Origin of the sequence: Enterococcus camelliae, assembly GCF_042685105.1 — a bacterium.
GTDB classification, from domain to species: domain Bacteria; phylum Bacillota; class Bacilli; order Lactobacillales; family Enterococcaceae; genus Enterococcus_G; species Enterococcus_G camelliae.
In genome coordinates, this window is the sequence record NZ_JBHUMO010000072.1 from 12,136 (window position 1) to 37,107 (window position 24,972).

Annotated in this window: 19 protein-coding genes; 5 read left to right on the forward strand and 14 right to left on the reverse strand. The window is 38.7% G+C overall.

All coding sequences use genetic code 11. From position 1 onward, the window contains the following. Position 1: 1 nt before the first annotated feature. From ACFSR0_RS11280 to ACFSR0_RS11305, 6 genes are all read right to left on the reverse strand, one after another. On the reverse strand, positions 2 to 481 hold the full coding sequence (locus tag ACFSR0_RS11280) for a signal peptidase I (RefSeq protein ID WP_379982777.1): 480 nt from the start codon (positions 479 to 481) through the stop codon (positions 2 to 4). Between the two features lie 12 nt (positions 482 to 493). After that, positions 494 to 1,156, reverse strand: coding sequence for a hypothetical protein (locus ACFSR0_RS11285; protein WP_379982779.1), 663 nt, complete (start codon positions 1,154 to 1,156; stop codon positions 494 to 496). Positions 1,157 to 1,197: 41 nt separating this feature from the next. Beyond that, the gene (locus ACFSR0_RS11290; RefSeq protein ID WP_379982781.1) at positions 1,198 to 1,680 is read right to left on the reverse strand and encodes a signal peptidase I; all 483 of its coding nucleotides are present in this window, start codon (positions 1,678 to 1,680) and stop codon (positions 1,198 to 1,200) included. A gap of 8 nt (positions 1,681 to 1,688) precedes the next feature. Further along, entirely contained in the window at positions 1,689 to 3,575 is a 1,887-nt protein-coding gene (locus tag ACFSR0_RS11295) for a hypothetical protein (protein WP_379982783.1), read from the reverse strand. Between the two features lie 49 nt (positions 3,576 to 3,624). Next, the gene (locus tag ACFSR0_RS11300; RefSeq protein ID WP_379982785.1) at positions 3,625 to 4,305 is read right to left on the reverse strand and encodes a SipW-dependent-type signal peptide-containing protein; all 681 of its coding nucleotides are present in this window, start codon (positions 4,303 to 4,305) and stop codon (positions 3,625 to 3,627) included. Between the two features lie 693 nt (positions 4,306 to 4,998). Beyond that, positions 4,999 to 5,409: a DUF4809 family protein gene (locus ACFSR0_RS11305; RefSeq protein ID WP_379982787.1), complete on the reverse strand. Its 411-nt coding sequence runs from the start codon at positions 5,407 to 5,409 to the stop codon at positions 4,999 to 5,001. 146 nt (positions 5,410 to 5,555) lie between these two features. Between ACFSR0_RS11305 and ACFSR0_RS11310 the strand changes: the two genes are divergently transcribed. Then, a complete protein-coding gene (locus ACFSR0_RS11310) occupies positions 5,556 to 5,942 on the forward strand; it encodes a hypothetical protein (RefSeq protein ID WP_379982789.1) in 387 nt (128 codons plus the stop codon). Between the two features lie 80 nt (positions 5,943 to 6,022). On the opposite strand, the gene ACFSR0_RS11315 is transcribed toward ACFSR0_RS11310, so the two are convergent. The 3 genes from ACFSR0_RS11315 to ACFSR0_RS11325 are packed head-to-tail and all read right to left on the reverse strand — an operon-like array spanning position 6,023 to position 8,420. Continuing rightward, positions 6,023 to 6,505 (reverse strand): S-ribosylhomocysteine lyase, encoded by a 483-nt coding sequence (locus ACFSR0_RS11315; protein ID WP_379982791.1) that lies wholly within the window; start codon positions 6,503 to 6,505, stop codon positions 6,023 to 6,025. A gap of 55 nt (positions 6,506 to 6,560) precedes the next feature. Continuing rightward, entirely contained in the window at positions 6,561 to 6,887 is a 327-nt protein-coding gene (locus tag ACFSR0_RS11320) for a hypothetical protein (RefSeq protein WP_379982793.1), read from the reverse strand. A 9-nt stretch (positions 6,888 to 6,896) separates the two neighbouring features. Beyond that, on the reverse strand, positions 6,897 to 8,420 hold the full coding sequence (locus ACFSR0_RS11325) for an ABC-F family ATP-binding cassette domain-containing protein (RefSeq protein ID WP_379982795.1): 1,524 nt from the start codon (positions 8,418 to 8,420) through the stop codon (positions 6,897 to 6,899). A gap of 201 nt (positions 8,421 to 8,621) precedes the next feature. Here ACFSR0_RS11325 and ACFSR0_RS11330 point away from each other — a divergent pair, with 201 nt between their 5' ends. Continuing rightward, positions 8,622 to 9,113, forward strand: coding sequence for a PH domain-containing protein (locus ACFSR0_RS11330; RefSeq protein WP_379982797.1), 492 nt, complete (start codon positions 8,622 to 8,624; stop codon positions 9,111 to 9,113). Next, complete coding sequence (locus ACFSR0_RS11335; RefSeq protein WP_379982799.1) at positions 9,106 to 10,599, forward strand: PH domain-containing protein; 1,494 nt, start codon at positions 9,106 to 9,108, stop codon at positions 10,597 to 10,599. The genes ACFSR0_RS11330 and ACFSR0_RS11335 overlap by 8 nt, the downstream gene beginning before the upstream one ends. Positions 10,600 to 10,687: 88 nt before the next feature. Here ACFSR0_RS11335 and rpoC read toward each other — a convergent pair whose 3' ends face one another. Continuing rightward, positions 10,688 to 14,341 carry a DNA-directed RNA polymerase subunit beta' gene (gene rpoC, locus ACFSR0_RS11340; RefSeq protein ID WP_379982801.1) on the reverse strand — a complete coding sequence of 1,218 codons (3,654 nt, stop codon included), beginning with the start codon at positions 14,339 to 14,341 and terminating at the stop codon, positions 10,688 to 10,690. A 74-nt stretch (positions 14,342 to 14,415) separates the two neighbouring features. Next, positions 14,416 to 18,015: a DNA-directed RNA polymerase subunit beta gene (rpoB, locus tag ACFSR0_RS11345; protein ID WP_379982803.1), complete on the reverse strand. Its 3,600-nt coding sequence runs from the start codon at positions 18,013 to 18,015 to the stop codon at positions 14,416 to 14,418. A 351-nt stretch (positions 18,016 to 18,366) separates the two neighbouring features. On the opposite strand from rpoB, the gene ACFSR0_RS11350 reads away from it, so the two are divergent. Next, positions 18,367 to 19,326 carry a biotin--[acetyl-CoA-carboxylase] ligase gene (locus ACFSR0_RS11350; RefSeq protein ID WP_379982805.1) on the forward strand — a complete coding sequence of 320 codons (960 nt, stop codon included), beginning with the start codon at positions 18,367 to 18,369 and terminating at the stop codon, positions 19,324 to 19,326. Positions 19,327 to 19,385: 59 nt separating this feature from the next. Here the strand turns inward: ACFSR0_RS11350 and menA are convergent, their stop codons facing one another. From menA to pplA, 3 genes are all read right to left on the reverse strand, one after another. Next, positions 19,386 to 20,333, reverse strand: a complete 948-nt coding sequence (menA, locus tag ACFSR0_RS11355; protein WP_379983012.1) for a 1,4-dihydroxy-2-naphthoate polyprenyltransferase — start codon at positions 20,331 to 20,333, stop codon at positions 19,386 to 19,388. A gap of 23 nt (positions 20,334 to 20,356) precedes the next feature. Next, positions 20,357 to 21,466 carry an FAD:protein FMN transferase gene (locus ACFSR0_RS11360; RefSeq protein ID WP_379982807.1) on the reverse strand — a complete coding sequence of 370 codons (1,110 nt, stop codon included), beginning with the start codon at positions 21,464 to 21,466 and terminating at the stop codon, positions 20,357 to 20,359. A gap of 201 nt (positions 21,467 to 21,667) precedes the next feature. Further along, positions 21,668 to 22,585 (reverse strand): extracellular electron transfer flavoprotein PplA, encoded by a 918-nt coding sequence (pplA, locus tag ACFSR0_RS11365; RefSeq protein WP_379982809.1) that lies wholly within the window; start codon positions 22,583 to 22,585, stop codon positions 21,668 to 21,670. A gap of 263 nt (positions 22,586 to 22,848) precedes the next feature. Here pplA and ACFSR0_RS11370 point away from each other — a divergent pair, with 263 nt between their 5' ends. Further along, on the forward strand, positions 22,849 to 24,795 hold the full coding sequence (locus ACFSR0_RS11370; RefSeq protein WP_379982811.1) for an NAD(P)/FAD-dependent oxidoreductase: 1,947 nt from the start codon (positions 22,849 to 22,851) through the stop codon (positions 24,793 to 24,795). The last annotated feature ends 177 nt before the right edge of the window (positions 24,796 to 24,972 follow it).

Sequence of the window (24,972 nt, forward strand, 5' to 3'; positions counted from 1 at the left end):
GTTACTTTTTTAACACAACTAAAATAATTAATCTCAATGCTATAATTCCCATCACAATCGCAAAAATTAGGGGATTTTGTAACCAAATAAATAAATAGCCCAAATAAGGAATCCGCAATACAAATGATCCAACATAATTTTCAGCTGTCACTACCTTCAAATCGTCTATCTTATTATTGTCTCCCCGAGTGGTTGCTACATCATCCGCGATTGATACAACGCGATGCGTCACAATCATGCCGGAATCAAGGAAACTGATGATTTCGCCATTTTTTACTTGCGAGAATGGTTCAACAGCAGTTAGGATATAATCTCCTATCTTAAGGGTCGGTTCCATACTTGCACTAATTACTGTATATCCTTTATAACCAAAAACCCCTTGACTAGAAGGGGCTGAAAAAAAATTTACAACGGCAATCATCATAAAAAACATTACGATAATTGTCTCAATACACCGCTTAAATGTACGAACTATACGCATGGTAACCTTCCTCTACCCTATTTCTTCTACTCTAATCAGGTTATTTGGTTTATCTGAATAATAAATATATTTTTTATCCGCCGCCAGTACCGAAATCCGGCTAATAAATTTTCTATCGGGATAATGAGCTTGTACTTCTTCCGACAACGGTTCTAAATAGTTGATAAATGCGGCCGGCTTCAACGATTCATCCACCAATCGCACCTGATAGCGAAGGATATTTTTTTTTAAGTCTACTTCTCCTTTTGAGAGACACTCAAACTGATTATTCGAGGTTCTCTGGGCTTGCACGACGTAATTGCGTTCCACAAATAGTTTTGACACTCCATTAATGACTTGCATTTGGACACTGATGAGTTTCCCCTCACGTCTGGTTGTCGCCTCATCTTCGAAATTTGTAACATCCGTCAATACAAATTTCAATGATGCTCGTTGATTTTCCGAAAAACGTTTGCAATAAGCAACAAACTCCTGCCGACTCAAGGCCTCGTTAACAAAATTCGTCTTTACTATATCCACTTTTGTATCATTATTTCTAATCGTCGTCGCTAAATAATTCTTATTTTTTATGTTTGCTTGGTTGAGATACTCTTTTAAATGATATGTTCCCCAAAATACTATACAAGGTAATACGATAATAATGATTAATTTAAAAAAATAACTACTTTTTTTCATTCAACCAAACCTACCTGCCATCTACAATTGAAGTATACTTCCTACTTCTTAAAATATAACACCAGTAATAAGATTGCAATAGCAAAACAGATAGATAGTAAAATAATTGGGTTACTTAATTGTGAAGAGACGTATCCCAATTTTGGAATACGATAACGATATTGTCCAATATAGTTATCCTTGGTAATCAGCACATCATCAACATTCGGATTGGTGTCACCTTTAACCGTGATCCCTTTATCTGTAATTGATGTAATTCGGTGAGTGACTATGGTTTGATCATCATGTAAATATGAAATCACATCACCAACCTTCAACTCATCATAAGGTGTCAATTGGTCAATAATATAGTCCCCTGAGTCAAATGTTCCTCGCATACTGTCACTCAAGACGGTATATCCTTTGTACCCAAACAACCCTTTGCCATCTGCCGCTGAAGAGTAATTCAAAAAAGCAAATAACAAAACGATTGCCACAAAAATCGTTGCAATAACATTCAATACTGTGGAAATTGTTTTTTTCATAAATCCTCCTATTGACCAGCGACTGATTCTTCAGATGGCGTAGTCTGACTCTCTGTTGAATCATCCGTGGTTGTATTGGTCGATGAACCTGTTGTATCGGACATTGCAGTACTACCATTCGTTTCAGTACCGGAAGACGGCACAATTGTACCACTCGAATCAGAAGTAGTACTTGTATTCTTTTCAGCCGAAGAAGGTGTCACGTCCTTAGCTTTTACAAACGACCGTGCAGATACAGCAGGAATAGAAATTGAGATGGCGCTGTAATCAGTTATACTTGTATTTCCATTGGGATCAACAGAAAAATACAATTTAAATCGGAAAGTACTAGCTATCTTAGTTGTTTTAATAATCACTTTCATATAGTTGCCATCACTTGAAAAGACGGTTTGTGACGAATCAATCGTAAAGTCATCATTCTGACTAACTATCGAGAACGTGGTAAGACTCTCTGCAAGCAAACCACTTTTAGTAAATTTAATGTACACAGGTACACTATATTCTCCATCATTCAAAGCAATATTAGTCTGGTCATATCGCAATTCAAAAGCCACTTGAGACGAATTGGTTTCGAAATCTCTTGATGAACTAATACTATTGCTCGTTAAGTGATTATATACTTCAGCTAATTGATCAACTTCGTTCACCGAAACAAGCCTTCGACTAAACAACACTGTCTGGTTATCAGCCTTACTAACTAATTGCAATTCGGCCGTTTTACCGCCGCTTGACGAATTCTGTTTAATAGTTACGCTTGTATCAGATTGAGCCGTAATTGCAAAATTGTTCGTATCACTCACTTGCCATGTGGCATAATTGGACAAATTTGACAAAGTCGCTTCGCTTTTCGAACTACCATTATGTTGCTGCGTAGCATACTTCAAGTTCACTCCAGTACTTCTAGTATAGATGGTTGTATTCAATTTCACACCAGAATTGTGAAGAGTAAAATCTGTATTTAACAAAAATGGATAAACGATGTTTCCAAACTCAATGTTCGATAGATTCCCACTAATCCAACCCATTTTTAAAAAGAAAGCCAAATTTGCACTACTATCAACCTTAAATGTAGTTTCAGGTTGTTTTATCGTAACCTTAATTCCATCACCTGGGAATACTTCAACATTCGCTTGCGCGACATGGTTTTCAATCAAGAAACTCTTACTTACTTTATCGATTTCTGCAGAATTCAAAGTATTTTTCAATTTAATGTAAATTACGCCTTCATTTAATTGTTTATAATCTCCATTATTAATAACTGTATAGTAAATATTCTGTGCAACATAATATTTATCATTAATAAATGTGGCATTTTTGGGCCAACTATCCTCATTAGTTTCATTTGCGGTTTTGCCATTATGATCGGTTATCGCAAATGTTTTTGAAGATGTTTTCGTCTCTCCAATATTCGCGGTGATTGTAACATAAAACTTGAACTCGCCCTCTTTGTAATAGCTGTCTGGAAAATCGGCGTTTTTTGTCACTTGCATTTGCGTTTGTTTTTTAGTTTCTCCATAAAAATGCACGGTTTCTGGTAAAGATAGTGTAAAATATTTTTCCAGATCTCTAATAGGTAGCTTACCGTCCTTGTCACTACTAATTTTTACGTTGAGTGGAACATCTCCAAAATAACCCAAATCACCTGTTTTTAGCTCAATCATTGGTGTATTAGTCTTGGTGACGGGTGTTGTATATTTTTCAAATGACAGTTCTAAGTTCCCAGTAATATTTATGCCCGATACCGTACTTGCATTGCTTTCAGCCATCTCTAGTGACAAATTCATTGGAATCGTCTTTGTATCTGTAAGGTAGGCATACGTTGCATGAATTGGCGACATCAAAAAAAGGGCGCACCCACCAATGAGTGCGACGAACCAGTAAAGTTTGCCTTTCATCGTGAACACGTCCTTTCTTAATTAACGCTTCTCTTTTTCCTGAAATCTATTAGTTATTTGATGCAAGTTTTTGTTGAACATTTACCGTAATAGCATCAGTCAAGCTATCTAAGAATGTATTTGTTGAACCATTATTACGACCTTCTGCAGCAAAGTTTTCTGCAAGACTATTATAAGGAACATGTACAATTAGCGTAAATGTCAGTTTCTTCGTACTTTCGTCATTTGCGGAAAAATTAATTGTTTCAGTTGCAGAGCTAAGTTGTTCATTTTCTCCACCATTGTTAAAAAGTACTACATAATCGATAGCTTTACTAATACCGTTTGTATTCAAAGCAATCGTTCCAGTTGCATCAACAGATCCTGTATAAGAAACAGTTATTGTTGTTTTAAAAGTGTCCCCAGGAAGAACATCTGAAAAGGAAGAACCTGTTTGTGCCGATATATTGTCATTTTTTAAGGATAATGGTTTATTGTCAGTTTTCAATGATGCATAGTCATCGCCACTACCTGTATTTCCTTTATAAGTCCAGTCTGAATGTTCTTCACCTAAACTCACTTGCCCTTTTGTTAATGCCAATTGACCATCTACACTTTTGCTATCTGTGAAGTATGCATAAGTGCCATAAGTAGCTACGCCGATAAATAATAGTGCTAGCAATAAAATTGAGTACTTACGATTTTTTCGGTTGGTATCTTTTTGTGATTTTTGCTCTGATTTGTTAAACATTTTCTTAAACTTCCTTTTCCTATTTAATTTTTTTGTTTCATCCAACGTTGCATATAATAACAGGAACAAAACTGAAATGCAACAATTTTGTTTAAAAAAACAACTAGAATATTTCTGTTATTTTTTTTGTTTGCATTATTTTTACTTTTCTCAATTACAAACAATCTTTCATTCTGAATTTTTTTTTATTCATTTATTTTATCTACCATTGTTTATAAATAAATAAACCCATGTTTCAAAATGAAATAGAAATATACATTTTCGATATTTTACTTGTTATTTAATATAAATTACTCTGAATATTTTTACTGAGAAAAATAAATTTGTTCTTTCAATCACAAAAAGATAGCAGAATTTTTCTTAGTTAGAATCACTCATAATTATAACAGACAGCACCTTTCTGTTATAGTTATGATAAGCGCAATTGAAATCAATTTTTAAATTAATTCAACTAAAACTAGCTATACATCAATCAATTTGATTTTTGACGAATGTTCTAACGCACCTTTTTATAAGCGTTTAATTAAAACTGTTCTAATCAATCTCTCAATAATTAAACAACTTCTTTCTTCGTAAACCAGTTTACAAGAGCATAATTCCTTCAAACATTTATTTTTTTTCATCAAAAAATGGTTTCACCAAATGTTTTTTTATCTAAAAACATTTGGTGAAACCATCCCTATTCTCACTACCTCATTCATTTTGTTTTTCAATAAAGCTGAGTGGTTCGACCTGATAAAGTTCAGTCAAAATTTGATTAACTGCTGCAAATACCCGCTCATGATCCTCCGTCTTTTCAGGATTTGAAAGAGTGTACGTATTGTCCCTTGTTTTATAAATGATTTGATTGTCTGCTTCAACGACAGTAATCAGTTGTTCTCCCTTACAAAATTGAACATATTCTTCATCAAAATCCATCACTAATTTTTGACGAAATCCTTCAAACATGGCTAATTCTTTGACGAGGGATACGACATCTAATTGATCCAATGATCGCTCCATCCCTTTGTATTTCAATGAATAGGTTGTACATTTGACCGTTGGACAAGCATTACATCCCCCATCTACGAAATCATGCGTACTTTCAATCACCACAGCATTCATCGTTTTTCCCTCCATTCATTCTTTATGTGATAAAGATAACATGTTTACGAAGAAATAACTAGTTCCAATGAAAGAGTGTTATATCGTAAAAAAGTATGATAAAATGACTTGTATCTTGTAACTTATATACAAAAGGAGCGAGTTTCTTGCCTAAATTAAAAAAAATAATCTCTGCGCTTTTTTCTTTGCCTATTCTTTTTTTGCTTTCGCCTGTAATTGTTCAAGCGGATACCCAGATGGAAGTTGCTTCTATTATGAACATTGGCAAAAGTCTTCTATCTTTATTTACAATTAATTATGAATTAATTTTTGGATTTGGTAGTTTTCTAAATGGTCTGTTGTTCCTGCTCATCGCCTGGGCAATTCCTTCGTCAAAAGACACAGAAAAAATGAATGACCCACACTTAAGTTTAAAAAAGCGGCAACAACTTCACCAAGCTTCTAATATTATCTGGAAGAAAATAATGGTGCTTATTGGCCTTATCTTCATTTTACTCGGTATTATATTGATTACTATTTCTGCTATAATGTAAAAAAAAACGATTCAAGCTTGACCACACTTGTCACTTAAATGTCAGAGTGACTAGTTGAGCTTGAATCGTTTTTCATTTAATTACCCATTTTTTACGACATGGCGTTCAAATGGATCATCACTAATGCCTTGCTCCAACACCAGTTTGGCGTACTCTTTCGCAGTAAACAAGGAATGATCCCGATAATTACCACAGCTTTCAATTGAAACGCCTTGCACATCTTCCCATTGAGTTTCATTAGCAATGACCGTTAACACATCCGTCAAAACTTCAGCCACTTCAGTCGCACTATGTGAGCCCCAAGTGATTAAATGAAATCCTGTTCGACAGCCAAATGGGGAAATATCGATAATCCCATCTAAACGATCCCGCATTAAATCTGCAAATAAATGTTCCAACGTATGCATACCTGCTGTAGGCATTTCCTTTTCATTGGGTTGCAATAGACGCAAATCAAAGTTAGCGATTGTATCTCCCTTTGGTCCGGTTTCTTCCGCAATTAAGCGAACATAAGGGGCCTTTACTTTTGTATGATCCAGTGTAAAACTTTCCACTTCAGCCATCTGTATCTCCTCCTCTTTTTACTATTGCAAGTGTAGTTCACTTATCTTTTATTTGTCAATCATGGTCACCTGACTCTTTTGCTGAAAAATCATAGGAAAAGCCGTCAAAACTCTCACCATCATAATATTTTAACAAGTCCTCAACTGATAATAGTGCAGAGGTCATTGCTGTCGGTGTTTCTTCCAAGGCTTGCGCTTGCTGTTTTTCAAAAAAAAGTTGATAGTTTTCCAACAATTGTCGATACATTTGTTGTTTGGTTCTTCCTTCGCCTGTCATCGTCGGTATTTCACGAAAAAAGCCACGAAAAACGGGGGCTTCATCGACCCATTCAACGGGTAATTCCACTACCGTCAGATGCAAAGCAGCAAATTGTTCATCCATTTTTTTCCCTTACCTTCCTATATCAATGATGCGTTCGACAAAGTCTTCATAAAATTCTTGCTCATGCGATACGACAATGACCGTTCCGGGATAGTTTGCCAAACTAACACGCAAACTCTCTTTGGTTTCATGGTCGATATGATTGGTTGGTTCATCTAGAATCAGCAAATTGCCTTCTCGCATCGTCATTTCTGCTAACTTCACTTTCGTTTGTTCGCCCCCACTTAATAATTGAAGGGATTCTTGTGCCAATTGATTTACTAATCCTGCTTGCGATAAATGACGGCGCAATTCCTTCACTGACGCTTTTGGAAAAATTCGTCCCAAATATTGCAGTGGTGTTTCTAGTGGCGTTTCCCATTCTAATTCTTGGGAAAAATAATTGATTTTGGTGTTCGCGGGAAATTCAAATCCTCCATCCAAAGCGGGAATTTCTCCAATCAATGTTTTTAATAGCGTTGATTTACCAATCCCATTAAATCCCCGAATGGCAATCGTTTCCCCATAACGAATAGTTAATTGAATTGGATCCAACAAAGGCCGGTCGTAACCAATCACCAAATGATCGGTCGTCAATGCCAACGTACTCACGATGGGTTGATACGGAAAACGAAAATTGGGCTTCGGTGCATCTGATGGGGGCGTTAATCGCTCAACTTTAGCCAATTGTTTTTCCCGACTTTTAGCCATCGTTGAACGCGAACCAGCTTTATATTTACGAATGTACGCTTCCGTTTTCGCAATTTGTTTCTTTTGGGATTCATATTGACGCAAATATGTCTCGCGATTGGCTTCTTTCTGCTTTAAAGCTTTGGTTAAATTGCCCGTATATTTGGTCAATTGACCAAATTCAATATCAGCAATATGCGTGGTAATCGCATCTAAAAAGACTCGATCATGGGAAATTACTAGGAAGGTTCCGGTAAATGTTTGCAGAAAATTAGTCAGCCATTCAACGTGACTATCATCCAAATGGTTGGTCGGTTCATCTAATACTAGCATATCGGGCTTTTCTAAAAGAAGTTTTGCCAAAATAACTTTGGAACGTTGTCCACCACTTAACTGACTAAGCGGGCAATCTAACCCCAATACCTGTAAACCCAAACCACTCGCCATCTCTTGAATCAACGTCTCCATTTGATAATAAGTTCCTTGATCCAATTGCGTTTGTAACTGGCCTGCTTTTTCAAGTAGACGCTCATCCAATGTCTCAGCATAATCGGTGTAATATTGAGTAATGGTTTGTTCCATTGTTATTTCTTTTTGAAAAGCCGTTTTAAGAAAAGCAAAGATGGTCAGCTGCTCATCCACCTCAACATACTGGTCCAAGTATCCAAGCTGGCAGTTTTTGGGCATACTGACCTTTCCTTCATCTGGTAATAGCTCGCCGGTAATAATTTTGATTAACGTTGATTTGCCAGCACCATTTTGACCAATCAAGCCAACCTTCTCTCCCTTATTAACTTGTAAATTCAATGATTCATAAAGTAATTTATCCCCAAATTGTTGGGTAATATTTGTCAAACTTAACATATAGACTCCTCTCATATTGTCGAACCAACAAAATCGCTGCAGACAAACGTCTACAGCGATTGTTTCAAATTATCTACTAAACTCATCTATCAGCATATTCAGTCTATCATGGAGTGAAAAAAAAGTCTAGTTTCCTGAAAATGGCTCTTGACGATGGGCAGAGTCAATGAGACGATAAAATAAAAAAAGCGAGGTTTTCCTTTGAATTACCCTTTACTGACTCACCAAATGCCGACTAGAATTCAAACGGTATGGCGTAAAAGCCTTTTTACAACGATTGGGATATGTTTCATTATTGAATTAATCGTATGCTATGTCCTGATACGGATTTTCGATTTTCAACTATTGACTTGGGTGCTTTTGGGCTGTCTTATCGGTCTGACACTCATTTTCGGTAGCATTGCTTATTTTCTTATTCCTTATCGCTATGCCTTTCATCGTTATGAAATTACCGAAGAGGATGTTGCTTTGCAAAAGGGCTACTTTTTCCGTTCAACCACGTATGTTCCGCTAAATCGCATCCAGCATATTGAGACGAATCAAGGACCTTTTTTACGTCAGGCACAATTGATGGAATTAGTTATTCATACTGCTGCCACAGCTCATACTCTATCTGGGCTAGACATTGCACAAGCTCAAACACTCAGGGGACAATTGATTGAACTGGTAAAGGTGGCAAGAGAAGATGTCTGAAGCAAAACATTTTCACCCACTGGCCTTACCGATTCTCTTCTTTTCACGGATCAAAAAATGGTGGCTTATTCTCTTGCCCCTTTTCCCGCGTCTGACAACTGGGGATTGGCGTTCTCTATGGATTTTATTTGCACTTTTCCTTTTGAACGGCGGGAGTGCTTTCTTGAGTTATTGGTTTTACCGCTATCAACTAACAGGAGATCATTTGGAAATTACCCAAGGACTATTTGTTAAAAAAAGACGTCTGATTCCTTATGAACGCATCCAATCAATTCATCAGCGACAATGGTTTTTTCTGAAACCCTTTCATTTGGTTCAGCTGACAGTTGACACGGCCAGCGGGGGGCCGTCAGAAGCAGAAGCAAATTTGCTTGCGGTTCCTGAATCACTACTTCTTGAATTGGAGCACTGTCGAACTACTGGCAAAGAAGAGGTGCCTAATTCTTTAACAAGTAAACCCGAACCAGCAACTGAACAGCTCTCCTCTCTGGTTTATGAGGTAACCAATCGAGATATTTTTCTATTTTCTTTTACTGACCTGGGATTAATTCCACTTTTTTTAGCAGCTCTTTCCTTCGTGAATCAAATTATTCCTGAAAATTGGATGGCGCGCGCAACCAACGAAGGAGAATTGCTTCTTCGCTCGAGTTGGATTTTATTTTCAGTTGCCAGTATTCTTCTCCTAGTGTGCTTGATGCTTGCCTCATTAATCAAGCAGTTCGTTCTCTTCTATCGGTTCCGCGTGACCCGTAGCGCACAAGAGTTACATATTGAAAGTGGCTTATTCGAACGTCGAACAACCATTGTTCCTATTTCAAAAATTCAACAAATCAAACTTAACCAACAATTTTTACGGCAAATTCTAGGTTTGGCTACTGTTCAGATTATTTTAGCAGGTGAACAAGACAAAGAGGATACACTCTCAGGCAAACTTTATTTACTGCCCATTATCTCTCAAAAACTTGTCTATCGAACCTTATCCGAGTTGCTGCCAGAATATCAGATGACTGAACCTACTTTGCAATATGTTACGGCAAAACAGCGGCCATTACTTTGGTATTTTTGGCGCTGGCCACTCGTCATTTTGACTCCAACTATCTTGCTGATTGGTTTGTTTTTTCACTGGTTTGCTTTCATTCCTACTTGCTTACTCATTTTCTTTCTCATCACGGGAATCTACCAACGTAATTTGCAGGCCTTTGCTAGCCATGAAAAGCAATGCATTATCCAAACTGCCCATTTCTTAACAAAAGAACTATCTTTTATTGAACATCGTCGTCTCCAAACTTTTTCAGTAGAGTCGAGTCGTTGGTTATTTCCTAAAAAGAGAGGGCACGTCACAGTGACAACGCTAGCTGGTTCCTCGCCAGAAACTCTGACATTACGTTTCTTATCCTTACATGATATTGAACGCTTGCAGTCTTTTTACACGCAATCAACGACTCGGCACGATGTTACGATTGTTAGCCCTATACAGAAAAGTTGAGGCCGCCACTCATTTCGAGTACCAACATCAATTATTATAGAACCAAAAAAAGCCAATCTTCTAATGAAGATTGGCTTTTGATTGTCGCTTAGAATTCATGGTTGTTTAATGCATCTTCAACAGCCATTTGTGCTTCGATATCTGAAATGCTATAAACATTTTCGCTTGCAACAGTTACTTCTTTCGGTTCCATGTTGCGGTAGCGCGCCATTCCTGTACCTGCAGGAATGATTTTTCCGATGATAACATTTTCTTTTAATCCTAACAATGGATCTTTTTTGCCTCTGATGGCAGCATCCGTCAAGACACGTGTTGTTTCTTGGAAGGAAGCAGCTGACAAGAAGCTGTTTGTTTCTAGTGAAGCTTTCGTAATTCCAAGTAATACTGGGCGAGCCGTTGCTGGTACGCCACCGGCAACCAATGTCTTGTAGTTACGATCTTTGAAATCGGCAATATCTAATAATGTTCCTGGTAAAATATCTGTATCTCCTGGATCCATCACACGTACTTTGCGTAACATTTGACGAACCATTACTTCGATATGTTTGTCGCCAATTTCTACCCCTTGCATCCGGTAAACACGTTGCACTTCACGTAATAAATAATTTTCAACGGATAAAACATCACGTACTTGCAACAAATGTTTCGGCTCAATTGATCCTTCTGTTAAAGGTGCGCCACGGTGAATGACATCCCCTTCAGCAACCTTCATTCGTGCTGTAAATGGTACGGTATACGTACGAGTATCTGTTTTCCCTTTGATAGTAACTTCTTTGGTACGTGTCGCCGCATCTTCAGAAATATCAATTACTTCTCCAGTTACTTCGGTAATGACAGCTTGCCCTTTCGGATTACGTGCTTCAAAAATTTCTTGAACCCGTGGTAACCCTTGAGTGATGTCATCTCCGGCTACCCCGCCGGTATGGAAGGTACGCATGGTTAACTGAGTACCAGGTTCACCGATGGATTGGGCAGCGATTGTTCCTACTGCTTCGCCGACTTCCACTTCGTTCCCTGTAGCAAGGTTACGGCCATAACAATGTTTACATACACCATGTTTTGTATTACATGTGAAGACCGAACGAATCGATACTTCTTCGATATCCGCATCAATGATTTGTTTGGCAATATCTTCAGTAATTAGTTGATTTTTACCGATAATTACTGCACCTGTCGCTGGGTCTTTGACTGATTTATGCGTATAACGCCCAATTAATCGTTCTTCTAGAGATTCAATTAATTCATTGCCTTCACGAATTGCTCGGATATTCAAGCCCCGATCAGTCCCACAGTCGTCTTCACGAATGATAACATCTTGTGCAACGTCTACTAACCGACGAGTTAAATAACCTGAATCGGCTGTCTTCAAGGCGGTGTCGGTCATTCCTTTTCGAGCACCGTGTGTGGAGATAAACATTTCCAAGACAGTTAATCCTTCACGGAAGTTAGAAATGATTGGCAATTCCATGATTCGACCATTCGGCGCAGCCATCAATCCACGCATCCCAGCAAGCTGTGTAAAGTTGGAAATATTTCCCCGAGCTCCTGAATCAGACATCATGAAAATTGGATTTTTCGCATCCAATGATTCCATTAGTTTTTGTTGGATTTGATCTTTTGCGTCATTCCACACACCAATCACTCGTTCATAACGTTCGTCATCAGTAATCAACCCACGACGGAACTGTTTGGTAATTACTTCCACTTGCTTGTGTGATGCTTCAATGATGTCATGTTTTTCATGGAGTACCATGATATCTGCAATCCCAACCGTAATCCCAGCAGTTGTTGAGTGTTTATAACCTAAGTCTTTCATGCGGTCAAGCATATTAGAAGTTTCTGTTACTTTAAATCGTTTGAAGACTTCCGCAATGATGTTTCCTAAGTTTTTCTTCTTAAATGGTTGCACTAATTCCTGCTCTGCAATAAATGCAGGAATATCTTGACCATGATCAACAAAATATTTATCAGGTGTTTGTACTGTTAAGTTAAAGTCTGTTGGTTCATTTAAGTAAGGAAACTCTGGTGGCATAATAGAGTTAAAGATAACTTTACCGACTGTCGTCACCATTAAGCGGCCTTTTTGTTCTTCGGTAAATGGTTTTTCTCCAAGAGCATTAGGATTCACGGCAATTCTTGAGTGTAAATGGACATAGCCATTTCGCCATGCAGTGACCGCTTCATCCATATCACGGAAAAGCATTCCTTCCCCTTCGCGACCTTCTTCTTCCATTGTTAGGTAGTAGTTTCCTAAGACCATATCTTGGGAAGGCGTTACGACTGGTTTGCCATCTTTTGGATTCAAAATATTTTGAGCAGCAAGCATCAACATACGTGCTTCAGCTTGGGCTTCCTCATTCAATGGTACGTGAACAGCCATTTGGTCCCCATCGAAATCCGCATTATAGGCTTCACATACTAATGGGTGCAAACGAATCGCACGACCTTCGACTAGTACGGGTTCAAAAGCTTGAATTCCTAGACGGTGAAGCGTAGGTGCCCGGTTTAATAGGACAGGGTGTTCTTTAATCACATCTTCTAATACATCCCACACGTCATCTTCTTGGCGTTCAATTTTGCGTTTTGCATTTTTGATGTTTGAAGCTAATTCGCGTTTTACAAGTTCGTGCATCACAAATGGTTTAAACAACTCAATTGCCATTTCCTTTGGTAGACCACATTGGTACATTTTCAAGAATGGTCCAACAACGATAACGGAACGGCCAGAGTAGTCTACCCGTTTTCCTAATAAGTTTTGACGGAAACGTCCTTGTTTCCCTTTTAGCATATGGGACAATGATTTCAAAGGACGATTCCCTGGGCCTGTTACTGGACGGCCACGACGACCATTATCAATCAATGCATCCACAGCTTCTTGTAACATACGTTTTTCATTTTGGACAATAATATTTGGTGCATTCAAATCTAACAATCGTTTCAAACGGTTGTTCCGATTGATTACGCGTCGGTACAAATCATTCAAATCAGATGTGGCAAAACGACCACCTTCTAATTGAACCATTGGGCGCAAATCTGGCGGAATGACAGGAATGACGTCCATTACCATCCAACTTGGTTTATTCCCTGAAGAACGGAAAGCTTCTAAAATATCGAGACGACGAATGGCACGTGTCCGTTTTTGACCAGAAGCTGTTTTTAATTCTTCTTTTAATTCTATTACTTCACCATCTAAATCAACATTATCTAATAATTGTCGAATGGCTTCGGCACCCATTGCTGCATTGAATTCTTGACCATATTGGGCACGTTTTTCGCGATATTCGCGTTCTGTTAGTAGTTGTTTTGCTTCTAAGCTAGTATTCCCAGCATCAATGACAACATAGGAAGCAAAATAAATGATTTCTTCCAATGCCCGAGGACTCATGTCTAAGACAAGCCCCATTCGAGAAGGAATACCTTTAAAGTACCAAATATGTGATACAGGTGCGGCTAGTTCAATATGACCCATTCGTTCACGACGAACTTTTGAACGGGTGACTTCAACACCACAGCGGTCACAAACAATTCCTTTGTAACGGATACGTTTGTATTTTCCACAAGCACATTCCCAGTCTTTGGTTGGGCCGAAGATACGCTCGTCAAATAACCCTTCACGTTCGGGTTTTAAAGTACGATAGTTAATGGTCTCAGGTTTTTTAACTTCCCCATAAGACCAGCTTCTAATTTTTTCTGGAGAAGCCAAACCTATTTGCATACTTTCGAATTTATTTACATCGATCAAAAGGGGTTCCCTCCATTTCATTTCATGGCTATAGCAAAAGTGGTTCGTCACCAAAACAGGTGACGATCACTTCATTAATCTAAAGGATTTTCGACTGCTTCTTCGTCTTTCGGCGTTACAGTAGGTTTTTGGTGTTGTGCATCACGTGCACTTTGTTGTTCTGCAAACTTAGTTAGTGCATCGACCGTAATTAAGTCATCGTCTTCGTCATCCATATCGCGTAATTCAATTTCTTGATCATCGATATCCAAGACACGCATGTCCAAGCCAAGTGATTGCAATTCTTTCACCAATACACGGAAGGATTCCGGTACACCTGGTTTTGGAATTGGTTCACCTTTGACGATGGCTTCATATGTTTTCACACGACCAACAACGTCATCTGATTTGTAGGTTAAGATTTCTTGTAAAGTATACGCAGCACCATATGCTTCCAGTGCCCATACTTCCATTTCTCCAAACCGTTGTCCACCAAATTGAGCTTTTCCTCCGAGTGGTTGTTGCGTAACCAACGAGTATGGTCCAATTGACCGCGCATGCAATTTGTCATCAACCATGTGGGCCAATTTAATCATATACATGACACCGACTGAGATCCGTCCATCGAAAGGCTCACCTGTACGACCATCGTAAAGGATTGTTTTGGCATCTTTGGCCATTCCTGCTTCACGAACGGTTTCCCATACATCTTCATCGGATGCTCCATCAAAGACAGGTGTTGCTACATGAATACCCAATTGACGAGCAGCCATGCCCAAATGCAATTCTAGTACTTGTCCAATATTCATCCGCGATGGTACCCCTAAAGGATTCAACATGATGTCAACTGGTGTGCCGTCTGGTAGGAAAGGCATGTCTTCTTCCGGCATAATGCGCGAAACAACCCCTTTATTTCCGTGACGACCAGCCATTTTATCGCCTTCATGTATTTTCCGTTTTTGTACAATATATACGCGAACAAGCATGTTTACACCTGGAGACAATTCATCTCCAGCTTCACGTGTAAAGATTTTCACATCATGAACGATTCCGCCACCGCCATGAGGAACACGCAAGGATGTATCACGAACTTCCCGTGCTTTTTCCCCGAAAATAGCATGTAATAGTCGTTCTTCAGCGGATAGTTCTGTTACCCCCTTAGGCGTTACTTTTCCGACAAGAAGATCGCCATCTTTCACTTCTGCTCCAATGCGAATGATACCCATTTCGTCCAAGTTCTTCAAGGCATCTTCACCGACGTTTGGAATTTCACGCGTAATTTCTTCAGGTCCTAATTTTGTATCACGGGCTTCTGATTCATATTCTTCAATATGAACAGACGTATAGACATCATCTTTTACAAGACGTCGACTCATGATAACCGCATCTTCATAGTTGTATCCTTCCCAAGTCATGAAGGCGACTAGAACATTTTGTCCTAAAGCCATTTCTCCATTTTCCATCGAAGGTCCATCTGCTAAGGTATCGCCTTTTTCCACTTTTTCACCTAATAAAACGAGTGGACGTTGGTTATAACTTGTACCTGAGTTTGAACGACGGAATTTTGTAATTGCGTAAGTGTCTAACGTTCCATTGTCACGACGAACCCGAATTTCCTTGGCATCAACATATTCCACAACACCGTCTGCTTTACATAGCAGTGCTGCTCCTGAGTCATGGGCAGATTTGTATTCCATCCCTGTTCCTACCCAAGGAGATTTTGGATTGATCAGTGGCACCGCTTGACGTTGCATGTTGGCACCCATTAAGGCCCGGTTGGAGTCATCATTTTCCAAGAATGGAATACAAGCGGTAGCGACCGCAACTACTTGTTTTGGTGACACATCCATATAATCCACTTTGTCAATGGAGATTTCTAAGTTTTCACTTGTCGCACGAGCCATAACGACAGAATTTTTAAAGGTTCCATCTTCATTTAGTGGACTGTTTGCTTGGGCTACAACATAATGGTCTTCAATATCAGCTGTCAGGTAGTCGATAGTATCTGTTACCCGACCCGTTTCGCGATCTACACGACGATACGGTGTTTCAATAAAGCCATATTTGTTAACTTTTGCATACGAAGCTAAACTGTTAATTAACCCAATATTTGGTCCTTCAGGTGTTTCAATTGGACACATCCGACCATAGTGAGAATAATGCACGTCACGTACTTCATAACCAGCACGATCACGTGTTAATCCACCAGGTCCTAAGGCTGAAAGACGACGTTTGTGCGTCAACTCACCTAATGGATTGGTTTGATCCATGAACTGTGATAATTGAGAAGAACCAAAAAATTCTTTGATGCTTGCTACCACTGGACGAATATTGATTAATTGTTGTGGTGTCAAGGTTTCCGTATCTTGAATAGACATCCGTTCACGGACAACCCGTTCCATCCGTGCTAATCCAATACGGAATTGATTTTGTAACAACTCACCCACTGAACGAATACGACGATTACCTAAATGGTCGATATCATCCACTTTGCCAATTTTTTCCATTAAGTTAAAGAAATAACTCATCGCAGCAATAATATCCGCTGGTCGAACCGTACGTACTTCTGGTCCAAAATATCCGTTACCGATGATGTTAATTTCACGTTCTGGATCAAGTGGTGAGTAAACTTTGATGACTTGAACAGTCATTGGGTCGGTCACAACACCGTCTTCAGATGGATAATACGTGACAGAGTTCAATCCGTTGGTCAGATATTCCCCTAAGGTATCATCCATAATTTGATGGGTAATAACGGTTCCTTTTTCAACGATGATTTCACCTGTCTCTGGGTCAACCAACGTTTCGGCTAACGTTAAGTTTAATAAACGTGTCCGTAAATCTAATTTTTTGTTTACTTTGTAACGTCCAACAGCTGCTAAGTCATAGCGACGTGGGTCGAAGAAACGTGCATTCAGCAAGTTTCTTGAGCTATCCGCTGTTTTCGGTTCACCTGGGCGAAGTCGTTCATAGACATCTTTTAGCCCTTCTTCAGTACGAGAATCACTTGCATTTTTGTGCAAATCTTTTTCAATCGTGTTCCGTAATGATTCACTTTCGCCAAAAATTTCGAAAATCGTGTCATCTGAACCAAAACCTAGTGCACGAACCAATACCGTTAACGGAATTTTACGTGTCCGGTCAATTCGAACATACGAAATATCTTTGGCATCTGTTTCCATTTCTAGCCATGCACCACGGTTAGGAATAACCGTTGATCCAAAGCCTTCTTTACCATTTTTGTCCACTTTCCCATGGAAATACACACCTGGTGACCGAACCAATTGGGAAACGATAACCCGTTCTGCCCCATTGATAATAAAGGTTCCTTGCTCAGTCATTAAAGGAAAATCACCAAAGAAGACTTCTTGGGATTTGATTTCTCCTGTTTCGCGGTTCGTCAGACGTAAGGTTACATGCAATGGCGCAGAATAGTTTGCATCGTGTGCACGAGCTTCTTCCACCGTGTATTTAGGTGTTTTTAATTCATAATCCACAAATTCTAGCGACAAGTTTCCATTAAAATCATCAATTGGCAAAATGTCTTCAAACATTTCTCTTAGTCCTTCATCTAAAAACCATTGATAAGAGTCCGTTTGAATTTCAATTAAATTCGGTAATTCCAATACTTCACTGATCCGTGCGAAACTTCTTCGTTCGCGGTGCTTTCCGTATTTTACTACGTGTCCAGCCAAGCTCTTCACCCCTCTAAATTTTCTTCCAAAAATTGCTACCACAATTTTTACAGTATTGTTACAAAAATTAAATTTTAGTGACAATGAACATTTTTTGCGGGTTTAGGACAAAAAAAAACCAAAAATAGAGACTCTTCAAAAAGGAAGCTTTCTACTTTTGTTTCTTATCCTTAAGCCGAAACGGACAATATTTCGTTTCTGCTCTTTGCACTTACGATAGTTTTTGCATCTCCTTATTATAAAGGTATTTTCATACTGTGTCAAGGAATTTTCTAGTGCTCTCTCAAATAGACAGGCTCCCTACCAAAAGCTATACTACAAGTAAAGATATTGTGAGAAAGGAGCTTTTTTTTGTCAACAAAAGAAACCATTCTATCCTTATTAAAACAAGCCCCAGATACCGTTTTTTCTGGAGCTGCTCTAGCTGAGCAACTCCACGTTTCTCGAACAGCTATTTGGAAGGCCATTCGTGAGTTAGAAAAAAGTGGTTATACCTTTGAACATCTTGCAAGTGGCTATCGGTATGTGCCCAGTGACATCCTTGCAGCTGATGAGTTGGCTTCACAAGACATTGCTAAAGAAAATATCGTCATCAAAGAGGAAACCCTGTCAACCATGATGGATGCACGACAAGCGGCTAATGCCGGGCAAACGACACCAGCCTTGTTTCTTGCCGAATCGCAAACTGCAGGCCATGGAAGGTTTGGCCGCCCCTACTTCTCACCTAAGGGTCAAATCTATATGAGCCTTTTGCTTGAACCCACTCAAACATTTGCCCAGCTTCCCCAGTACACCTTGCTAGCTGCCGTTGCTGTGGCCAAAGCGATTGATGAAGTTACCAATAAAACCTCTGAGATTAAATGGGTCAACGATATTTATTTGGACGGAAAAAAAGTTTGTGGCATTCTTTCTGAAGCAACAAGTGATATTGAAGCTGGTAGGGTGAAACATGTCATTATCGGTATGGGACTAAATGTCTCAATTGATCCAAAAGAATTCCCGGTGGCAATTCAAACGCGTGCAACCTCTCTATTTAAAGGGGAGCAAGCCCCCGTGCTCCGTAATCAGCTCATTCAATTGATTTGGAAAAATTTCTTTTCTCTCCTGGATTCCTTGCCAGATCAATCGTATATGGATACGTATCGAAAAAAATCGTTTGTTCTAGGTAAACAAGTTTCCTTTACCATCCAAAAACAATCATTTACAGGCATTGCTCAAAAAATAACCAATACCGGTGAGCTCATTGTTCAGACAGATCAAGGTGAAAAAAAACTATCATCCGGAGAAATTAGTTTGACAAAAATCGAATAATTCCACCTAAAAAAACTGCTTGTATCAGCCACCTAACGCGGCCAATACAAGCAGTTTTTTTACCTTAGAATAAGTTGAACAACAAATGTTGCCGCATACACACTGTTAAACAAAATCATATTTTTGATAGCATACCCAAAACTTTTAGGATGAGGCAGACTTTGACGATGTGCTCTAAGATTTTTGCGGATTTTTGGAAAGGTAAGGAAGACCAATAATTGTGGCCAACCAAAAACACCAAACGGCAAACCTAGTAAAATCATCAAATAACAGGCCAACATTAGTAAACGGAAAAGGAGGATGCCTTGATCCCGTCCAATATAATATACCAACGTGTAACGGTGATTCTTAATATCCGTTTCTAAATCACGCAAATTATTCGCTAACATAATATCTGCAATGGTAAACACTAACGGTGCCGCAGCCAAAATAATGGCTATGATTTGCCAAAAATGGCCCGTTAGTGCAAACACACCTGTTTTCCATTGAAAATCCAAGAAAAAAATAGGCGCTTGGACCGTATTGACATAAACTGTAATGACAAAAATTCCCAAGCCCATTGTTACACCACTGAATAATTCTCCAAGTGGCATTCGTGACAAAGGAATGGGCCCAAACGTATAAAACACACCGATAAAACAAACCACTCCGCCAAGAACCAATAGCAGCCATCCCGTCAACCAGCTAAGAATGAGTCCAATCCCTGCAGTAATCGCCAGCATGCCAAAAATCAAGTTTCGAATCACAACTGGATCTAAATGTTCACGTCCAATGACATTCTCTTGGTATTTATAATCATTGGATTTAGCTTTCTCAAAGTCCATATAATTATTAATGGCAGTCGTTGTCATATCAAAGAGAAACATGGCTACAAAAAAAAGAATAGTATACCCAAATTGAAACTGATGAAAATAACTAAGCGAAAATAAAGATCCTATTAAAAAAGGATATACGCTCGCAATTTTGGTTCGAATTTCAACAACTTCTAAAAAAGTACGTACGGTCATCGGTTGCATCTCATGCTCTCCTATCATTTCAAATCATCGCGATTACCCATTGTAAAACCTGAGTCTCCACCAAGTTCAAAGTTATCTTTTATTCCATTTGTGACATAGACGACACCTTCCCTGGTCACAAAAATAGCATCCGTTCCTTTAGGAGTCTCATTCTCAATGTATTCCAGTCCCGCCTTAACACCCTTATCAAAAGCAACGGTCGTCAGACCATCCCCATCAATGGATTTATCGGTCACCACCGACACACTGGCAAGATCATTTTCGTAAGGATACCCTGTCTTCGAATCAAAAATATGGTGGTATTTTTTTCCATCAACTTCCAGATACCGCTCATAAATACCCGATGTCACAATCGTTTTATTGGCTTCTTTGATTGTACCCAAAACATTGCCTCGCGCACTATTTGGATCTTGAATGCCAATCGTCCAAGGTTCATCTGCACCTCTTGGACTATGCCCCATCACAAAAACATTGCCCCCTAAATCGACGATTGCTGTTGTAACCTTATTTTTTTTCAAAACTTTTACAACTTCATCGGTAATATACCCTTTCGCAATCGCACCTAAGTCAATAATCATGCCTTTTTCTTCTAAATACACGGTCTTCTCTTGATCATTAAACTGGACTTTTTTGTAATCAATGTGTTTCAATGCTTCATCAATCTCTGATTGTGCCGGCTTCCTTGCATCATCGAAACCAATTCGCCACAATTGTGTAATCGCACCGATTGCCATGTTAAAACCACCATTGGATTTTTCGCTGTACATATAGGCTTCTTTTAGTAGGTAATACATGTCATCAGTAACTTTAACTGGTTTGATTCCCGCCTCTTCATTAATTTTGTCTATTTCGGAACCGCCTTGATTGATGGTAATTTCATCGCCCAATTTTTCAATTCGTGCAAAGGCTGGCTTTAAAGCAGCTTCTTTGCCTTCATCATAAATTCGAATTCTAGTATACGTTCCTAATAAAAATTTTTCTTGTGCATACGGTTCTTTACGAATGGTGGTTGCTGCATTTGAGGAAGTGCTCGTAGTTTTTGATTGTGCTGCGGATGAACCACAGCCGGATAACACGATTGTAATGGCTATCATAAATAAAAAGATGCTATGTTTTTTTTTCATTTTGTTCTCCTAACCTCATGGTGATTTCTCATCTATCATAGCGTATTTCCCTTACGATAAGCAATGCTCTTTTGATGAATGGTGGTGTTTTTCTTTTCCATCTTCTCTTCGTATTCGCTCTGAAATCAGTTGTTCAAAAGAAAAAACCTGACGTTGTTTTTACGTCAAGTTTTTTCGCCATGTTAATAAAGTTGTTTGATTTTATTTTTCAACGTAGTTATCAACTTCAATTGTTTTTGTATCGCCTTTTTCTGCTGCATTGATTAATTGATCAGCATACAAAACGAATGAATGGAAGCTGTGTGTTGCACCCGTTACGACATCAATGTTTCCTGGAGTACCATCTTTTTTAGCCATTTCAGATACTAGTTCTTCATTGAATTTTTCAATGTATTCTTTTGGTGAAATACCTGATTTTGCCTTCATGTTTTTATTGTAATCCGCATCGTCTTTTTTCGATTTTCCATCTGCATTTAGGTAATCAAAATTCGATTCAGTAATCTTTCCATCTTTAACTACAATTGAGAAAACAGCATGGTAACCATTGTTATCATTTAATTCTTTTAATGTATACGTACCATCTTTTAATGTTGCTCCGTTGTCAATCTCAATTTCTTTTGTATCACCACTTTGAGCTGCTTGAATAAGTTGTTGCGCATAATTTTGGAACGAATGGAAGCTATGCGTTGCCCCAGTCACTACTTCAATATTGCTTGGATTTTGTGTAGACACTAATTCTTCATTGAATTTTTCAATGTATTCTTTTGGTGAAATACCTGATTTTGCTTTCATATTTTTGTTATAATCAGCATCATCTTTCTTTGATTTACCATCTGCATTCAGGTAATCGAAGTTTGATTCACTGATTTTTCCATCTTTGACTACAATTGAAAAATTAGCATGATAACCATTGTTATCGTTTAATTCTTTCAATTTATATGTACCATCTTTCAGAGTCATTCCTGCACTTGCACTTGATTCCGTTGTTTTGCTTGTTGAGCTAGTTGTTGTTGAACTTGATGATGTTGTTGATTTTTCGTTGTCAGAAGAGCAACCTGCTAAGACAAGTCCCGAAAGTACCAACATTGTGATTCCTGTAACAATTTTCTTCTTTTTCATTTGTTCCCCCACCTTTTTTCTTTTCTCACAAATCTATTTGTGATTATATTAACATTGTAATCCGTTTACATAGTATTGTCAATCGTTTCCACAAGTGATTTTCTATAATGTGAAGCTTTTTATCTTTTTTAAGTGAAATTTCATTTTACTCTTTAATTTGTGAAATATCGGGAAAACTCATTAGACAAATCTTAAAAAAAACTTTATACTATAATGGATTATATCGTAATCTATCGACTATTTTATTATAAGGAGAGATTTTCATGGCTAAGACGAACATTGTCGTAGTTGGGGCCGGCTATGCAGGTGTAGCTGCTACCAAATTTATGGCGAAGAAGTTCAAAAAAGATTCAGATGTAGCAATTACACTGATTGATCGTCATTCTTACCATACAATGATGACAGAGTTACATGAAGTAGCTGGTGGAAGAGTAGAACCAACGGCAATTCAATATGATTTGCAACGTTTGTTTGCTCATCAAAAAAATGTCACATTAATTACCGATACGGTGACGGGCATTGACAAAGAACAAAAATCGGTCAAAACTTTACGTGGCAACTACCCATTTGATCACCTCATTTTAGGTATGGGGGGCGAACCAAATGATTTTGGTACGCCTGGGGTAAAAGAAAATGGATTTACGCTATGGTCATTCCAAGATGCCTTGCGCATTCGTGAACATATCGAACAAACAGTTGCCAAAGCCGCGATTGAACCTGATGCAGCCGTGCGACGGGCCATGCTGACCTTTGTTGTGTGTGGATCTGGTTTCACAGGAATTGAAATGGTCGGTGAATTAATCGATTGGAAAGATCGTTTAGCAAAAGACTACAAATTGGATCCAAGTGAATTTACGCTAAAAGTGGTTGAAGCAATGCCTACCATTTTAAACATGTTGGATCGCAATGATGCAGCGAAAGCAGAACGGTATTTACATAAGAAAAATGTAGAGCTTGTTCTCAACGCACCCATCGTGGCCGTTGAAGCAGACCATATCAAATTAAAAGATGGTTCAACGATTCCAACACATACCTTAATCTGGACAGCGGGTGTCAAAGCGACTTCGGATGCTGCGGATTTTGGCTTAGAAAAAGCACGTGGGAACCGTTTAGTAGCAAATGAGTATATGCAAGCAAAAGGTTACGAAGCTCAAAATATTTATGTTATTGGTGATTTGGTTTACTACGAAGAAACAGCAAATAAACCAACGCCACAAATTGTTCAAGCTGCGGAACAAACGGGCCACACTGCAGCTACAAACATTGTTGCCGCAATTAAAGGTGGCGAAAAACATGCCTTTAAAGGAAACTATCAAGGCTTTATGGTCTCTGTTGGTTCAAAATGGGGTGTCGCTAATTTATTTGATAAAATTCATTTAAGTGGTTTCTTAGCAATTATTATGAAGCACGTAGTCAACTTAAAATATTTCTTTGATATTCGCTCTGGCTATTATATGTTCCAATATTTGATGCATGAATTCTTCCACATTAAAGACGATCGCAATGTTGCGCGTGGGCATTCTTCTCGTTATGGAAATGTTCTGTGGAGTGTTCCTCTTCGTATCTTCTATGGTTTGGCTTGGTTTATTGAAGCCTTTAAGAAAATTGTTGGTGATGGCAAATGGCTACAACCTCATACTTGGTTTGGTGAAGGTTCTTGGTTCACAGGCTCAAGTGTTTTCCCATGGACTTGGGATTATCAAAAAGCCGCTGCGGATGTAGCAAGCGGTGCTTCGCAAGCTGCTGAAGCTACTACTGCAGCAAGTGGTGCAGCAACCGATTCAGCCACCAATGCCGCTACGCAAGCAGCACATTTTGGCTTTAGTTACGCATATGGTGAACAACCAATGACCGTGATTGAAAAATCACCAGACTGGTTTTCAAATATCATGAAATTCATTATGCCGAATATGGATGTGGCCATGTTCTTCCAAAAAATGATGGTTTTTGTTGAAATTGGTATTGCCCTAGCAATTATGGCTGGCTTATTTACTTGGTTATTTAGTGCTTCTACGATTGTTTTAGTTTTAACTTTCTGTATGTCTGGCATGTTCTACTGGGTAAATATTTGGTTTATCCCTGTTGCTTTTGCATTGATGAATGGTTCCGGTCGAGCAGTTGGGTTAGATCGTTGGGTTATTCCTTGGTTGCAACGCACGCTTGGTAAATGGTGGTATGGTACACCGAAGTCGATTTACGGACAAAAATAAAGTTGATTTAATTTAAAAAAAACGAACTTATCCGAACTGTGCTTGATTGCCTTCCTTTTTTATCTCACATCGCTGTGATTGATTGAAAAGCGAAAAAAATCGTTCATCAGTTCGGATAATTTATTGTGACAGGGGACAAATGACAATATCATCTATCCATCAAATATGGTACACTAC

Bases quoted from the DNA above. Each gene is read 5' to 3' on its own strand.
- ACFSR0_RS11280 (WP_379982777.1), bottom strand. From the start codon at position 481: ATGCGTATAGTTCGTACATTTAAGCGGTGTATTGAGACAATTATCGTA.
- ACFSR0_RS11285 (WP_379982779.1), bottom strand. From the start codon at position 1,156: ATGAAAAAAAGTAGTTATTTTTTTAAATTAATCATTATTATCGTATTA.
- ACFSR0_RS11290 (WP_379982781.1), bottom strand. From the start codon at position 1,680: ATGAAAAAAACAATTTCCACAGTATTGAATGTTATTGCAACGATTTTT.
- ACFSR0_RS11295 (WP_379982783.1), bottom strand. From the start codon at position 3,575: ATGAAAGGCAAACTTTACTGGTTCGTCGCACTCATTGGTGGGTGCGCC.
- ACFSR0_RS11300 (WP_379982785.1), bottom strand. From the start codon at position 4,305: ATGTTTAACAAATCAGAGCAAAAATCACAAAAAGATACCAACCGAAAA.
- ACFSR0_RS11305 (WP_379982787.1), bottom strand. From the start codon at position 5,409: ATGAATGCTGTGGTGATTGAAAGTACGCATGATTTCGTAGATGGGGGA.
- ACFSR0_RS11315 (WP_379982791.1), bottom strand. From the start codon at position 6,505: ATGGCTGAAGTGGAAAGTTTTACACTGGATCATACAAAAGTAAAGGCC.
- ACFSR0_RS11320 (WP_379982793.1), bottom strand. From the start codon at position 6,887: ATGGATGAACAATTTGCTGCTTTGCATCTGACGGTAGTGGAATTACCC.
- ACFSR0_RS11325 (WP_379982795.1), bottom strand. From the start codon at position 8,420: ATGTTAAGTTTGACAAATATTACCCAACAATTTGGGGATAAATTACTT.
- ACFSR0_RS11335 (WP_379982799.1), top strand. From the start codon at position 9,106: ATGTCTGAAGCAAAACATTTTCACCCACTGGCCTTACCGATTCTCTTC.
- menA (WP_379983012.1), bottom strand. From the start codon at position 20,333: ATGACCGTACGTACTTTTTTAGAAGTTGTTGAAATTCGAACCAAAATT.
- ACFSR0_RS11360 (WP_379982807.1), bottom strand. From the start codon at position 21,466: ATGAAAAAAAAACATAGCATCTTTTTATTTATGATAGCCATTACAATC.
- pplA (WP_379982809.1), bottom strand. From the start codon at position 22,585: ATGAAAAAGAAGAAAATTGTTACAGGAATCACAATGTTGGTACTTTCG.
- ACFSR0_RS11370 (WP_379982811.1), top strand. From the start codon at position 22,849: ATGGCTAAGACGAACATTGTCGTAGTTGGGGCCGGCTATGCAGGTGTA.